The 15,012-nt window shown below is 71.1% G+C and carries 13 protein-coding genes; 6 read left to right on the forward strand and 7 right to left on the reverse strand.

The features are described from left to right. Positions 1-596: 596 nt before the first annotated feature. Positions 597-1,139, forward strand: coding sequence for a tetratricopeptide repeat protein (locus tag AB0447_RS25495; RefSeq protein ID WP_366479076.1), 543 nt, complete (start codon positions 597-599; stop codon positions 1,137-1,139). 17 nt (positions 1,140-1,156) lie between these two features. On the opposite strand, the gene AB0447_RS25500 is transcribed toward AB0447_RS25495, so the two are convergent. Then, positions 1,157-1,300 (reverse strand): hypothetical protein, encoded by a 144-nt coding sequence (locus AB0447_RS25500; protein WP_366479077.1) that lies wholly within the window; start codon positions 1,298-1,300, stop codon positions 1,157-1,159. 173 nt (positions 1,301-1,473) lie between these two features. Next, positions 1,474-3,195 carry a PP2C family protein-serine/threonine phosphatase gene (locus AB0447_RS25505; protein WP_366479078.1) on the reverse strand — a complete coding sequence of 574 codons (1,722 nt, stop codon included), beginning with the start codon at positions 3,193-3,195 and terminating at the stop codon, positions 1,474-1,476. 390 nt (positions 3,196-3,585) lie between these two features. Between AB0447_RS25505 and AB0447_RS25510 the strand changes: the two genes are divergently transcribed. Both AB0447_RS25510 and AB0447_RS25515 read left to right on the forward strand, forming a co-directional pair. Further along, complete coding sequence (locus AB0447_RS25510) at positions 3,586-5,145, forward strand: PHB depolymerase family esterase (RefSeq protein WP_366479079.1); 1,560 nt, start codon at positions 3,586-3,588, stop codon at positions 5,143-5,145. Between the two features lie 224 nt (positions 5,146-5,369). Next, positions 5,370-5,864, forward strand: a complete 495-nt coding sequence (locus tag AB0447_RS25515; protein WP_366479080.1) for a hypothetical protein — start codon at positions 5,370-5,372, stop codon at positions 5,862-5,864. Between the two features lie 132 nt (positions 5,865-5,996). Here the strand turns inward: AB0447_RS25515 and AB0447_RS25520 are convergent, their stop codons facing one another. Together AB0447_RS25520 and AB0447_RS25525 are read right to left on the reverse strand one after the other, a co-directional pair. After that, positions 5,997-6,209, reverse strand: a complete 213-nt coding sequence (locus tag AB0447_RS25520) for a hypothetical protein (protein WP_366479081.1) — start codon at positions 6,207-6,209, stop codon at positions 5,997-5,999. A 119-nt stretch (positions 6,210-6,328) separates the two neighbouring features. Then, entirely contained in the window at positions 6,329-6,724 is a 396-nt protein-coding gene (locus AB0447_RS25525; RefSeq protein ID WP_366479118.1) for a RidA family protein, read from the reverse strand. A gap of 136 nt (positions 6,725-6,860) precedes the next feature. Here AB0447_RS25525 and AB0447_RS25530 point away from each other — a divergent pair, with 136 nt between their 5' ends. Both AB0447_RS25530 and AB0447_RS25535 read left to right on the forward strand, forming a co-directional pair. Beyond that, complete coding sequence (locus tag AB0447_RS25530; RefSeq protein ID WP_366479082.1) at positions 6,861-7,829, forward strand: WYL domain-containing protein; 969 nt, start codon at positions 6,861-6,863, stop codon at positions 7,827-7,829. A 286-nt stretch (positions 7,830-8,115) separates the two neighbouring features. Next, entirely contained in the window at positions 8,116-8,880 is a 765-nt protein-coding gene (locus tag AB0447_RS25535) for a PIG-L family deacetylase (protein ID WP_366479083.1), read from the forward strand. Positions 8,881-9,106: 226 nt separating this feature from the next. Here AB0447_RS25535 and AB0447_RS25540 read toward each other — a convergent pair whose 3' ends face one another. The 3 genes from AB0447_RS25540 to AB0447_RS25550 form a co-directional block, all read right to left on the reverse strand. Further along, complete coding sequence (locus AB0447_RS25540) at positions 9,107-9,886, reverse strand: hypothetical protein (RefSeq protein WP_366479084.1); 780 nt, start codon at positions 9,884-9,886, stop codon at positions 9,107-9,109. Positions 9,887-9,914: 28 nt separating this feature from the next. Beyond that, the gene (locus AB0447_RS25545) at positions 9,915-10,598 is read right to left on the reverse strand and encodes a DUF4389 domain-containing protein (RefSeq protein ID WP_366479119.1); all 684 of its coding nucleotides are present in this window, start codon (positions 10,596-10,598) and stop codon (positions 9,915-9,917) included. A gap of 207 nt (positions 10,599-10,805) precedes the next feature. Beyond that, positions 10,806-11,669, reverse strand: a complete 864-nt coding sequence (locus tag AB0447_RS25550; protein ID WP_366479085.1) for an NAD(P)-binding domain-containing protein — start codon at positions 11,667-11,669, stop codon at positions 10,806-10,808. Positions 11,670-11,745: 76 nt separating this feature from the next. Here AB0447_RS25550 and AB0447_RS25555 point away from each other — a divergent pair, with 76 nt between their 5' ends. Then, on the forward strand, positions 11,746-14,931 hold the full coding sequence (locus AB0447_RS25555) for a BTAD domain-containing putative transcriptional regulator (RefSeq protein ID WP_366479086.1): 3,186 nt from the start codon (positions 11,746-11,748) through the stop codon (positions 14,929-14,931). Positions 14,932-15,012 lie beyond the last annotated feature (81 nt).

Here is a 15,012-nt window from a genome sequence, read left to right on the forward strand (position 1 = left end):
GCGGTCGGTACGGTCAGTGCGGTCGGTACGGTCAGTGCGGTCGGTACGGTCAGTGCGGTCGGTACGGTCAGTGCGGTCGGTACGGTCAGTGCGGTCGGTACGGTCAGTGCGGTCAGTGCGCTCGAGGAGAGCGCCGACCACCGAGCCGCTGGCGCACGCGCCGTATGGTTCCTCGGCTACGCCTCACTCAGCGCGGGCGAAGACCTGGCCCGCAGCGAGACTCTGGTGGACCGCGCCCTGACCGACTTCCGCACGGCCGGCGACCGCTGGGGCATCGCCGCGACACAGAACACCCGGGCTGTGCAGGCCCTGCTGCGGGGCGACCTCGCCGCGCTGCGCCACAGCGCCGAGGACGGCCACGCGCTCTTCGAGGAACTCGGTGACCGTTGGGGGCAGTTGCAGAGCAGCTATCCGCTGGCAGCACTCGCGGCGATCACCGGCGACTACACGCGCGCTGCACAACTGCACCAGGACGGTCTCCGCCTGGCCGAAGAACTGGGCTTCTGGACAGATGCCGCCGACCGGCTCACCGGGATGGGCAGGGTCGCCCTCCTGACGGTGACTTCCCGCTGGCCACGGAGCTCCACCGGAAGGCGATGGCGCTGGCCGCCGAACACGGCTATGCGGCGGGCGAGATCCACGCCGAAATCGGCCTCGCTCTCGGAGCCCGGCGCGAGGGCGACTTCGACCTCGCCGAGAAGCACCTCCGCAGGACCCTCGCATGGCACCGCGCAGTCGACTTCGGCCCCGGCCCCGCACTCCTCCTTGCCGAACTCGGCTTCCTCGCCGAACAACGCGGCGACGCACCCGCGGCCCTCGCCCTGCACCGGCAAGGCCTCGCCGTCGCCCGCGACAGCGGCGACCCCCGAGCCGTCGCCCTCGCCCAGGAGGGAATCGCCGGGGCGTACGCCCTCGCCGGTCAACCCGTACAGGCCGCCCGCCTCCTGGGCACAGCCACCCGGGCCCGGGAATCCTCCGGCGCCCCGCTCCCGGAGGCCGAACGCGGCGACGTCGAGCGCATCACTGCCAAGGTCCTCGCGACGCTGGGCACGGAGGTGTTCGCCGCCGAGTTTTCTGCCGGTGCCGACGACGATCCCGACGTGGGCGGCCACGACGGGTCGAGGAGTGGCGAGGGCTGAGGAACTTCTTCGCTGCCTCAGGCCAGGGCGTAGACGAGGATCACGGAGAGAGTGGCGATGCCCACCGCGGCGAAGAGGGCCGCGGCGATGGCCAGGACGACGATGCCGACCCGCTCTGTACGGCGGCCGTGGTCTGCTGGCTTCCATTCGTACTGGTGCATGGGTCCAGCCTGTCCCGGACGCCGGGCCGCCACATGAGTACGCGTACTCACCCGGCGGCGGGTGCCGTACCGCCCTGCTCCTCGTCGTCGTGCTCTTCGTGTGTCCCCACGACGTGACCCGCAAGCTCGTCGGCTGACGGCTGACGGCTGACGGCGGCCGGCGCCCCGAATCGTCACAGGACTTCGAGGACCACCAGACAGGTGTCGTCGGCGAGTTCGTCGGCGGCGTAGTGGGTGATCACCGAGTCGAGTGCCTGCCGGGCGTCGAGACCCGCGCAGGTCTGGAAGTGCTCCCGCAGGGATTCGATGCTGTCGAAGAGGTCCTCCCCCCGCCGCTCGACCAGGCCGTCGGTGTAGAGCAGGAGGACGTCCCCGGGCCTGAGCCCGACGGTAGCCGTCTCGTACGGCTCTCCGGCGAGCATCCCCAGGAGCGGTCCGCGGTGGGAGAAGTCCAGGTAGGTTGCACTGCCACCGCGCAGCAGGAGCGGTGCCGGGTGACCGGCGGCGGACCATGTGAAATCCCGGTCGTCGGTGATGTGGCCGATCACGGCGGTCGCCGTCTGAGCGGAGGCATCCGCGCACACCAGCTCGTTGAGCCAGGTCATGAGCTGGCCCGCGTGGCTGCCGGGGGTGTGGGCGAGGCCGGCCAGGGCGTGCCGCTGCTGTGCCATCCGGGCGACCGCGTCGAGCCCGTGCCCGCTGGCGTCGCCGATGGCCAGCAGGATCCGGCCGTCAGGCAGGGCCCGGCACTTGTACCAGTCGCCGCCCACCGCGGCCTCCTCCTCGGCGGGCAGGTATGCGGCCGCGACCGCGTACCCCAGCTCGGCGATCTCCGAAGAGTGCGTGGGCAGGAGCGCCTCCCGCAGCGCGGAGGCCACCCGGTGTTCGGCGGCGACCTCCTCGCGGAGCCGCTCGGTCTGCCGCCGGGTGGCCGCCAGCCGCTGCCTGCTACGGATCTGGGACGTCAGGTCCCGCGCGATCAGATGGATGGCCCAGGGCGTTCCGTCGGTGGAGATGACGGGCCGGCCGACGAGGTGGAGCGTGCGGACGTCGCCGTAGACGCTGAACCGGATCTCGGTGGCGGGCGGCTCCTCGCCGTCGAACAGGGCCCGCAGGAGCCGCCCCCACCGGGGCACGTCGTCGAGCAGCACGGCGTCGCACAGGTCCAGCAGGCCCATGGGCCGGCCGGGCGCCGTCCGGAAGATGGTGCTGAGCCCCTCGGACCAGGTCACCTCGCCCGAGAGGAGGTCGAAGTAGGCCCAGCCCATGGAGGCGATGTACTGCGCTTCCAGGGACATCAGCTCGGCGGGGTTGAGGGCCGGACGCCAGGTCACGATCACCTGTCCGGCACAGGACGCCGCCTCGTAGAGGAGTTTCGTCCGGTGCAGGCCGTCCGGCCGGCGCTCCGTGTAGTCCACCGGGTACGCCCTGAGCGAGCGCCCCGTGTGCAGGACGTCCTTGAGGGCGTCCAGCAGCCCGGCTCCCTCCACACCGGGCCGCACGTCGAGGAGCCGCTTGCCCACCTGGTGGTCGGGGGCGTCGAGCCAATCGGCGGACCGGACGTGGTTGCCGGCCCGGATGGTGAAGTCGACGGTCCGGCCGTTGTCGTCCGCGACCGGCGCCAGGAGCGCCGCCGAGACCGGGATGGCGGGCAGCGCGGCACAGACGCAGGCCCACGGATCGTGGTCCCCGGAGTCGTCCGGGCACGAGTGGCACCGGTCGGGGCTGCCCCCGCAGGGGCAGGCGAGCGCGGGCTCCTCGCCCTCCGCACCGGCCCGCGGGACGGGGCTGGTGCGGACACCGGCCGTGTGGCCCGCGGCGGCGCGCAGCAGGGCCACTTCACGGGTGATGAGCTGCTTGAGTGCCTCTGGGTCCCGGGGTACGGCCGGACTCATGATCGTCTCTCCCGGCTCTGACGAGCGGCTTGTGCGCGCATGATCGACGCCTGCCCGGCATCACCGGATTCAGTCCTGTTCGCCCCGGTACGTATATCTCGTGCCGTCCAGGTGGCCCACACCCACCCCGGAGCCGCCGTTTGTGGTGCTCGCCGCCATCGGCACCGGGCACCACCGGCCGTTACGGTGACGGCACTCCCCGTTCCGGTGATCCCCTTCCACTGGAGGCGTCCCATGCAGGCCGTACCCAGCAGATCAGGTTTCAGGCGCCGGGCTGGATGGGGGCGCGTCACCGCGTGCCTCCTGGCCGTGTCGGCGGTCTTCGCGGGCCTCGCGTCCCTCGGGCTTCCCAGGGCTCACTCCGAGGCCGCCGGCAGTCAGGCGCCCGCGGTGTCCGCGGCGTCCTCGGTATCGGCGGCGTCCTCGGTATCCGCGGTATCCGCGGTGTCCTCGGCGGCGAGCGGGCTGCCGCGCCACCCGGTCGACCGGGTCTTCACCGCCGGCATCTCCTCGGGCGGCTACATGGCCACCCAGCTGCACGTCGCCCGTTCGGGCACCTTCGACGGCTCTGCCGTCTTCGCCTCGGGGCCGTACTACTGCGCGCAGAACAACCTCAACACCGCTCTGAACGCCTGTATGGAGGTTTCGCAGGGCCTCCAGCTCGACACGTTGGAACGGACCACCCGCGACTGGTCGGCGCAGGGCGCCATCGACGACGTGGCGGGCCTGTCCGGCGATCCCGTCTACGCGTTCAGCGGTGCCTCGGACTCCACCGTCGAACGGCCCGTCGTGGACGCCCTGGCCGCGTACTACGGCCGCTTCGGCGCCCGTGTCCGCCATGACAGGAGCACCGCCGCCGGCCACGCCTGGATCAGCCCCCTGGGCCCGAACGGCTGCACCGCCACCACCGCACCCTGGATCAACGACTGCGGCATCGACGCCCCGCGCGACCTCCTCGGGCACCTGCTGGGGCGGCCGGTCAGCGCACCGGCCGCGGCGGCCGGCGGCACCCTCGTCCAGTTCGACCAGAACCCTTACGTGCCGGGCGGCCGGGCCGAGCCGGTGTCCATGGACGACAAGGGCTTCGTCTACCTGCCGGCCGCGTGCCGGTCCGGCGCCACCTGCGACCTGGTCGTCGCCCTGCACGGCTGCAAGCAGGGCTACTCCTACCAGGGCTTCGGTACGCAGTTCATCGACAAGGCGTACCTCAACCACTACGCCGACACCAACCACCTGATCGTGCTCTATCCGCAGGCCGTCGCCACCGCGACCCTCGACAATCCCAATGGCTGCTGGAACTGGTGGGGTTACCTGGGCGACCCCGCGTACGCCCGGCACGGCGGCAAGCAGATCGAGGCGATCACGGCGATGGTGCGCGCGCTCGGCGGGGGCGGGGACACGCCTCCGCCGCCGGCCGGACGGGCGGTACTGCCCGGCATCGACGCAGAGGACGGCTACGTCAAGGCGGCGGGCGACGGCTCCGGCCCGGCGGTCGGCGGGTTCGAGGAGACCTACGGCCTGGCTGTGGGCCGCGGTTCCGACGGCAGGTACAACCGGACGGTGCTGTCCTTCGACACCTCGGCCCTTCCGGCGGGCAAGAAGGTCACGCGTGCCTTCGTGACGCTGACGCGGAGCAGCGGCTCGGGCGATCCCTGGGCCACTCCGGCGGGCAACCGCCTGCTGATCGACGTGCGGCGCGGCTGCCTGGGCGGCTGCGGGATCGAGTCGGGGGACTGGGCGGCGCCCGCGACCGCGGCGGGCGCGGCCGAAGTCGCCCCGTTCACCTCGGGCAGCCGGGCTTCCACCGACCTGACCGCCGCCGGACTCGCGGCGATCGACCCCTCGGGCAGGACGCAGGTCCGGCTCCGGTTCGAGCAGAACCAGCAGGCCACGGCCTACCTGTTCGTCAACCGGGACACACAGGCGACCCTCACCGTGGAATACGCATAGGGATCCCGATCCCGGGGACGGGGTGCGGAGGACTGGTCGGGCGGCACGGGAAGCGCGTTCCGGCCGCCGCTCGTGGGGAATTCGTTGCTTCGTCCAACGGCGTTGCGCCGTACGGGTGCCGGGCCGGGATCCCGGCCCGGTTCGCCCCTCCGCGGGGACCGCCGGGGCGTTGACTGTGCCCGAGCGGAAGCTTCCGAGAGGCAGGGTGGATCAGGGTGGTCACGGTGAGGCGCGGTCTGGCTGCCGGCGTGGTGCTGGCGATGGCGGTTCTGGGCGCGGCGGGCTGCTCGGACGGTGACGGCGCGGTCTCCGATGCCGCGTCGAAGGCGGCATCGGCGGTGCAGTCCGCCGGCGCCGAGGTCTCCGCGGCCGCGTCCAGGGCATCGGATGCCGCCGCGTCGGCGGCCGCGGTCGCCAAGGGCAAGCTCGACGAGATCAAGGACGGCGTCGACGCCAAGGAGGACGTGACCCTGGGGACGCCGTCGGCCGACGGGGAGGGCTACACGGTGGTCCCGGTGACCGTGAAGAACTCCGACGGCTCGACGAAGTCCTTCGCGGTGCAGGTGAACTTCAAGGACGAGGCCGGCAACCAGCTCGACACGGTCGTGGTGACGGTCACGGACGTCGCCGGGAACGCCACGGGGCAGGGCACCGCCCGCAGCCCCCACAAGCTGTCGGGCACGGTCACGGCCGAGATCGGCACGGCGCTGCGCTACTGAGGGCGGCGTCGCCCCTCAGAACCTTCCCTCGACCTGGTCCGAGACCTCGAAAACTTCCTCGCAGTCCGGGCAGGTCGCCCTGCCGAAGAGGTACGTCAGCCCGCAGCAGCGCTGCCTTGACCGGGTCGGCCGTCACGTAGTCACCGGCCGAGGAGAAGGTGCCGTGGTCACCGAAGGCGATGAAGGGTCGTCTGCCGCCGAGACGACGAGGCCAGCCATCAGGACGGCCTCGGCGGGCGCCCCGGGGGCACGGCCGGTCGAGATGGCGGCCAGGTACGGGAGGGCGAGGAAGCTGTCGTCGTAGACCGAACCCTGGTGGCACAGGTCGTCCCACAGGTCGATCACGCCACCGGATCCTTCCAGACCCGGACTCCGTACGGGAGGGCGGCCACCCATCGGCCACCGCTCGGCCTGCCACTCGTACCGGTTGAACCGGCACGAGCAGCAGGGGCGACGAGGTCGCATCACGCGACGGCGGTCCCCTCGAGCTCGACCATCTGGCCGGGGATCGCCAGTCGAGTGACGCCGAGCATCGTGGTGGTCGGCGCCACCCCGGCGGCGCCCAACCGCGCTGCCAGCACGCCGTAGTGCCGGAAAAGCAGATCGACGTCGGTCGTGTAGACGTTGAGCCGGACGAGGTTCGCGAGAGACATGCCGGCCTCGCCGAGCACGGCCTCCAGGTTGGCGATGCTCAGCGTCAACTGCGCCGCCATGTCACCGTCATGCTGGGGCTTGCCGTCGCCGCTCATCGCGGTCTGCCCCGAGATGTACAGGGTCCGTGTGTGCCCGGAGACGACCTCGCCCTGGTTGAAGCCCATGTCCTCCGACCACGTCACCGGGTTGACCGCCGTTCGTTCCACTGCCACTTCAGCTCCATTCGATTCATCGCGAGTACGGACGTCCATCGGCTCGGTAGCCGCCGGCTTTGACGTCGCGTCCACGAGCCTCGCAACAAATCACGACACCCTCAGTCATGTATTCCGTTAAAGTTCTCGTATGCGCGCCGACCGGTTGGTCTCACTGGTCCTGCTGCTGCGCCAGCGCGGTCGGTTGACAGCGGACACGCTGGCCCGCGAGCTGGAGGTGTCCACCCGCACCGTGCTGCGCGACATCGAGGCGCTGTCCTCAGCCGGCGTCCCGGTCTACGCCGAACGCGGCAGGCACGGCGGCTTCGCGCTGTTGCCCGGTTTCCAGACCGAGCTCACCGGACTGAACCACGACGAGGCCCTCGCCTTGCTGACCGCCGGATCGGGGCGCGGCGAGCAGGTGTTCGGTCTCGGCTCGGCGCTCGCTTCGGCCATGCGGAAGGTGGTCGACGCGCTGCCCGAAAACCACCGGGCCACCGCGAGCGACGCGGCCCGGCGTTTTCTCGTCGACCCGGAGACCGACCTGCTCTCACGCCGGCTGGTCACTGATGAGGTACCCGACACCACCATGATCGAGGTCAGGCGCGCGGTGCTCGCCGGACACAAGCTGCGCATCCACTACGCGGCCACTGGCCAGACAGCACAGTGGCGCACGGTGGACCCGATCGGCCTGGTCACCGTACGCGACCGGGGCTACTTGCTGGCCACGAGATCCGGCGCGGACCGTACCTACCGGCTGTCGCGGGTATTGGCCGCCGAGGAACTCCCCGAAACGGCACAGCGACCGAACCGGGTCGATCTGGACCGGATCTGGCGTGAACGTTCCGCGCAGTTCCTCTCCGGCGGCGACCACATCACCGTGCTGGTACGGGTGAACCCGGCGCGGCGGGAGGAGCTGCTGGACACCGCGCTGGCTGTCCGTGCAGAGGAACCCGACACAGACGGCTGGCTGCGGCTGGAGGTGACCTTCCAGGATTCCCGGCACGCCGAATGGGCGCTGTGGCAGCTCAGCACGGACGCGGAAGCCCTGGCCCCGCAGTCGTTGCGCACCTCCCTACGCAACCGCGCCACCGCGATCGCCACCCGCTACGGAGACTGACTCACCCTGAGAGTGAGAAGCCAACTCATGTGGCTGACCGATCATTTCGGAATGAGTTGGCGACCCCACGCAGCCAAAGCCGGCTCGGCGCGCTCTCGGCGTCCGGTGCAGCTGTCGCGTGAACCGGTCCCTGGTCTTGCCGCCGGGCCGGACCACCTCGACGATCAGCGGCACCGCCTCAGCGGGATGCTGGTGTCTTCCTCCGCGGTCGCCGCCCCCCACGGGCGACGACGACGTCCGGCACAACCCTCCACCGACCGAGCACCTACCCGGAGAGGAACCGCCCGTGCCCGTACCAAGCTTGCTCGCGGTCTACGCCCATCCCGACGACGAGTCCCTGATGTCGGGTGGGGTCCTTGCCCGACACGCGGCCGCCGGCGCCCGCACCGCCGTCGTCACAACAACCTGGAGTCCCGAGAGCCACCGCGCCGAGGAGCTTGCCGAAGCCCTTCGGATCCTCGGCGCCGGCGCGCCGCGCATGCTCGGGTACGCCGACGCCCGCGTCCCCGGCTCGGCACCCGGCCGGCCGTCGTTCTGTGGCGTCCCGCTCGATGAGAGCGTTGAGCAAGTCGTTCGGCACCTGCGCGAGTTCCGCCCTGACGTCGTGGTCACCCACGATGCGTACGGCCAACTGACCGGCCACCCCGACCACGTCCACACCCACCGCGTGACCATCCTTGCCGCACACGCCGCCGGCCTCGAACACCTGTATCCCGGCACCGGTGAGCCCTGGAAGCCCAGCGCCCTCTACCTGGCCACCCACCCGCACTCCGCCGTCGGCGAGCTGGGCGCCCTCCTCACGGGCGTGGGCAAGGCCGTGCACAGCGTCCCGGACGAACGGGTCACCGCGACAGTCGACGTCCGCGCCTGGCTGGACCAGAAGTGGGCCGCCATCCGCGCGCACCGCAGCGAATCAGAGCGAGTCCGCTCGCTGCCCGGCCTGCTGGCCGGAGCCCCGGCCCAGGTCCGGGAGAGGATTCTCTCGACGGAGTGGTACATCCGCCACGAGCTCGACCCCGCCAAGAGCGGCCTCCGAGAGCTGACGGCCTGATCGGCGCGCGGCACAGCGCCCGTCTTCGGTGCGTTCGGCCGCGGGCTGGGCCGGCCCCGAATCGAATGGGCCGGCCCCGAATCGAAGCGGACCTCTGCCCACCTCTGCCCTCGGTCACCACGTGATCCGGTCGCCGCAAACACCGAGCCGGCACGCAGGTAGCTCACGGCTCACGCGACCTGACCAGGCGCCGGACGGCACCTGCCGGAGGCCGCCAGGCGCATCGTCAGATGCACTCGCCCTGCGGGTTCACCGGCGTGAAGTCCGACGTACCGTGGCTGTTGGCCGCCCGCACCTGGTAGCACTGCCTCTCCGTGGGCTGGCCGCTGAGGATGAACGACGTGCTGTTCGCGCCCACGCTCACCGTCGTGTTGCGGGTGCTGTTGCGGATCTGGAAGCTCGTCTCGTCGGTCACGACGTCCTCCCACTGCACAAGCACCTTGGAAGGATCACCTGCGACCCGGGTGGCGACCACGCCCGACACCTCGGCAGGGCGCCCGAACCCCATTCCCGAACCCGTGTTGTGTTTGAGGTTGAAGGTCACGGAGCCGCTGTCATCGGAGAGTGCCTCGCCGTTGCGGGCGGACAGCCTCCAGTTCGTCAGGGACTGGCCGGGCTTCATGCCGTGCTGGATGGCCTCGGCCTGGCCGTCGAGGTCCCTGGTGAGGCAGCTCGATCCCTCGAAGAGCCGGAACGTGGGCGATGCCACGACCATTTCGTCGCGCCTGAGCTGCAGGTGGACGGTCAGTTCGCCCACGGTCTCATCACCTACGCACTTCGAGATGACGATCGTGTCCACAGGTTTGTCGTGGGTCACGTGCTCCGTCTTCGGGATGTCGAAGGTTCCGCGGCTGCTGCCGTGGCCGATGCCGCCTCCGTTCACCACCGTCATTGTTCCGGTCATGACGATGGTGTGGGTGGTGGCAGCGGCAGCAGGCGGCGCCATCCACATGCACAGCAGGGGGATCGGTAGAGTCGCCGCGGCGGCGGCGCGGGGCAGCTTCATCGCCACACCTCGCAATCGTTGGAGAGCATCAGTCGGGGTTCCACAGTGACTCGGGTGCCGGGGTGGAGGGTTCCTCCCGGCCCTGGTCCAGACGGAACGGCGGATAGACGTCGGTCATCAGGGCCGCGTACGCGGTCACACGCAGCACCCAGCGGTCCAGCCCGATGACGAGGTCGAAGATGTCCCGCGGGTACCTCTCCGTGAACAGCAGCACCACCGCCGCGATGATCACCAGCAAGGTGACGAGGCCCCCGCCCCACCAGCGGGGTCCGCCGGTGAAGAACGAGATGACGAGGTAGTGGGGGATGGCGAGCAGCCACCACTTCACGAGCACCAGCCATCGGGACAGCCGCTCGGGGTACGTGATGTCCAGGCGGGCCGGATAGTCGGGCTCCGGGCCGAGACTGAACGGAGGGTAGCGGTCCGTACCCAGAGCGCTATACGCGTAGAACCCCACCCGCCACGACCAGCGCAGCACGCCCAGATTGAACTCGAACAGGGGCCGGGGATACCGCTCGGTGAAGAGGATCGCGAACAACGCGATCACCCACACGACGAAGAAGGCGATCCACAGGAACAGCAGCACGATGTAGTGCGGGATGGCCAGAACCCATTTGACCAGCCAGAGCCAGCGCGACAGCGGACCGTCCAGCCGGGCCGACACGACGACGGGCCGCTCCGAGGCGGGCGCGGGGACGGTCGGGGAGGTCATGCCGATCAACTCCTTCGCACAGGACTCGGCCGGAGCGCCCTCTTCCAGCATGCCGACGCCGTACCGCACCCGCAGCTCGGCAGCCTTCGTGCGCGAGGGCCCAGCTGCCCAGCTGCCCTCAGGGTGTCGCGGATCCGTTCCCCCCGCTGCGGAGGAGTGGATCTCCCGGTGATCCACTCCCCCGCAGGTCATGGACGTCGGCGTCGGTTACGCCTGGCCTCGGAAGACTTCGATGAGGCTGGCGTAGCTGGCACCTGCATGGCCTGCGTCCATGGCGCGTTCGGCCAGGGCCTGGATGCGGGCGGGCCAGTCGGTGTCGATGCCCGCGGCCGCGCTCTCGCGTACCAGGTACTTCATCGTGGCCAGATGGGTTTCGAGGGCGGCGTCCTCTGCCGGGTAGGCGCCGCGGTCGATCTGGTCGGCGTAGGCGCTGACGAACCCGGTCACGCTGGAGACCCACTGGTTGGCGAACGGTGCGAAGGCGGACGCGTCGACCTTGGCGGCGCCCAGCAGGGCGGCCCCGTGCAGGAACGCGTTCAGGGTGCCCCACATGACACCGAGCAGCGCCACGTCGTACAGGGAGGCCAAGCCCGGATCCTCGCCGAAGAAGACCGCGTTGCCGAGGCGCTTGAGGGTGTCCTCGTGGTTGCCGAAAGCGCCGGATGATCCGCTGAACAGCAAGAACGCCTCGGGGCGGCCGATCACCTCGGGGATGGCCATGATGGCGCCGTCCAGGTAGTCGCTCGCCCACGCGGCGATCCGGCGGGCTTCGTCGGAGGTGCCGGAGGTGAGGTTGACCAGGGTGCGGCCGGCCAGTTCGGCCCGGTGCGGGCCGACCGTATCGAGGACGGCGGCGAAGTCGGACAGGCAGACGACGATCAATGAGCTCGCCCGGACGGCGTCGCCGACGGTGGGAGCGACGACGGCTCCCTGGGCCGCCAGCTCCTCCGCCTTGGCCGGGGTGCGGTTCCAGACGGTCGTCGGGTGGCCGGCCTTGAGGAAGGTGGTGGCGAGGGCCTTGCCCATCAGCCCCAGCCCGATGACGGTGACGGGTTCGTGTGCGTTGTTCATGGGACCGACTGTGCGTCAGGGAGGTTCCGCTCGGTCTCCGGAAAGGTTGTGGCCGGGTTGCGGGTAACGTGGCCGTATGCGTTTCGGGGTGCTGGGTCCGCTGGAGGTGTGGACGGCGGACGGGCAGCGCGTTCGGGTGCGCGAGACCAGGATCCGTACGCTGCTCACCGCGCTGCTGGTGCGGCGGGGGCAGGTCGTCTCGGTGGACCGGCTGATCGACGACCTGTGGGGCGACGCGCCTCCGGCCAGCGACGTCCGCACGCTGCGGTCCAAGGTGTCGCTGTTGCGGCGGATCCTGGAGGACGCCGAGCAGGGCTGCCGTGACCTGGTGGTGTCCCGGCCGCCGGGATACCTGCTCCGAGTGGACGGCGATGCGGTCGACTCCGGACGTTTCGAAGCACTCCTGATACGCGCTCAGACGCTCACCGCCGACCCGCGGGCGAAAGCCGGGCTGCTCACCGAGGCGCTGGCGCTGTGGCGGGGGTCGTCGGCCTTCGCCGACTGCGCGGACGAGCAGTTCGTCCAGGCAGAGGCCCGGCGGCTCGAAGAACAGCGCCTGGTCGCCCTCGCAGAGCTTGCCGAGGCGCGCCTCGAACTGGGCGAGCACGGTCTGCTGGCAGCCGAGTTGGGGGAACTGGTCGCGGCTTACCCACTGCACGAGGGTCTGCGGTCCGCCCATGTCCGCGCCCTGTACCGGTCGGGCCGGCAGGATGCGGCGCTGGCAAGCCTCGGTGAGCTCCGCGACCGGCTCCGCGACGACCTCGGCCTCGACCCCGGCCGTGAGCTGGCCGAGCTGCACCGGGCGATCGTGCGGCAGGATGCCGCCCTGGCCCCCGACAGGGTTCCGGCACAGCAGCTGCGCGGCAACCTTCCCGCCCCGCTCACCGGCCTGATCGGCCGCGCCGAGGAGGTGCGTCGGATCGGCGGACTGCTGGAATCCGAGCGGCTGGTGACCCTGACCGGTATCGGCGGGGTCGGCAAGACCCGGCTGGCCCTGGAGGTGGCCGCGCGCCGAGCCGAGGACCTCCCGGACGGCGCCTGGCTGGTGGAGCTCGCCGCCGCACGCACCGGCGCCGACATACAGGAGGCCGTTGCGGCGGTGCTCGAACTGCGGGACGACGTCCACGCCGCGGCCCGGTCTCTGGCCGACCGGCTCACCGAGGCCGTCGCGGGTCGGCGCATGCTGCTCGTGCTCGACAACTGCGAGCACGTCGTGGAGCCGGTCGCCGAGCTTGCCGCGCGGCTGCTCCGCGCCGCGCCTGAACTGCGCATCCTGGCCACCAGCCAGGAACCGCTGGCGGTCACCGGTGAACACTCCTGGCCCATCCCTCCACTGGACCTGCCCGAACCGGGCGCCGGCCGGCCGGAAGAGTCGAACGCCGTGCGGCTGTTCGTGTCCCGGGCCGCAGCTGCCGTCCCCGGCTTCGTGCTGGAGCCCGACAACGCGGAAGCCGTAGCGGCGATCTGCCGCCGCCTGGACGGAATCCCGCTCGCGCTGGAGATGGCCGCCGCCCGGGTACGCGTCATGCACGTGGGGGACCTCGCCGATCGCCTCGACGACCGGTTCCGGGTTCTCGCGGCGGACCTGCGCGGGGTACCGGCGCGGCAGCGCACACTGCGCGCGGTGATCGACTGGAGCTGGGGACTGCTCACCGAGACCGAGCAGGTGGTGCTGCGCCGCCTGGCCGTGCCCGCGGACGGCTGCACTCTGCAGGCTGCCGAGGCGGTGTGTGCGGGCGAGGGCGTGCGGGGCGAGGACGTCCTCGGTCTGCTCGGACGGCTGGTCGACCGTTCCCTGGTCGTCCACCACGACGGCCGGTACCGGCTGCTGGAGTCGGTCGCCGCCTACTGCTTGGAGCGGCTCGTCGAGTCCGGGGACGAACAGCGCGTGCGCGACCGCCACCTCACCTGCTACGTCGAATTCGCCGAACAAGCCGATCCCCGGCTGCGGGGCCACCGGCAGCGGCTCTGGCTGGAACGGATGGACGCCGAGGCCGCCAATCTGCGCGCCGCCCTCGCATACGCCGTCCGTAGCGACAGCGCGGACACGGCGCTTCGGCTGGCGAACGCGACCGCCTGGTTCTGGTTCCTGCGCGGTCGCTTCGCCGAAGCCCGCCGCTCACTCGACCTCGCCCTGTCGACCGGGGGCGACCCCAGGCTGAGGACTTCGGCCCGCGCGTGGCGGGCGGGCATGTCGCTGCTGCTCCTCGACGCTCCCGACATCGAGAGCCGACCCGTGCTCGAGCTGTACGCCAAGGGTGACGATCCCGCCGGACGGGCCCGGGCCCGGTGGTTCTTCGCGTTGGGCAAGGCCGGGTTCGGCGACCCGGAGGCGACGTTCGACCTCGCCGACCAGGCCCATGCCGAGTTCCGGATCCTGGAAGACCGCTGGGGAACGGCCGCCGCGCTCGCTGTCCGCGCCGAGGTCGCCCTGTACCAGGGGAAGCCGGACAGAGCGCGCGCCGACGCAGAGCGCGCCGGCGCACTTTTCCGGGAACTCGGCGACGGTTGGGGCGAGTTGCAGACGGCCCGCACCCTCGGCGACCTGGCCGAGTTCGCCGGCGACTACGCCGCGGCAGGACACCTGCGCCGGGAAGGGCTGCGGCTGGCCGAACAGCTGAAGCTGTGGAACGAGGCGTCCAAGATGCTGGCGCGGCTGGGACGTACCGCGCTGCTCATCGGCGAGCTCGACCGCGCCGAAAGCTTCCACAGACGTGCCAAGCACCTCGCGGCCGCGCATTCCTACCAGCGCGGCGAGGAATTCGCCGACGTCGGACTGGCTTTGGTGGCGCGGCGCCAAGGCAGGCTGGACGAAGCCGAAACCCGCCTGCGCGCGTGGCTCGACTGGTGCCGCCGGTGGGAGGGCGACCTCGGAGTGGCGTTCATCCTGGCCGAACTGGGCTTCATCGCCGAACAGCGGGCCGATGCCGACGCCGCGCTGACGTTGCACCAGGAAGGGCTGGACTACGCCCGGCGCACCGGCGACCGACGGGCGCTCGCCCGCGCCTTCGAAGGCCTCGCCGGCGCCCATGCCCTCACAGGTGACCACGAAGCAGCCGCCCGGCTCCTCGGTACGGCGGCCGCGACGCGCGAAGCCGTCGGCATACCGCTTCCCACCGCGGAACGCGGCGACGTCGATCGCATCACCACGACCGTCCGCCAGGCCCTGAACCCAGCCTCCTTCGCCGATGCCTTCGAGCAAGGCATCGACCCCACACGGACGCCGGGGGAAGACCGCCCGATCCCTGCCGAGGTCCCCTGAACGGGAGAGGACGCCTTCCCTTCACCGACGCTCTGCACGACGGGCCCCCAGCGGGCGGCGTGGACCACTGGCCGGAGGCCG

It is taken from the genome of Streptomyces sp. NPDC051211 (assembly GCF_040689505.1).
GTDB lineage: Bacteria > Actinomycetota > Actinomycetes > Streptomycetales > Streptomycetaceae > Streptomyces.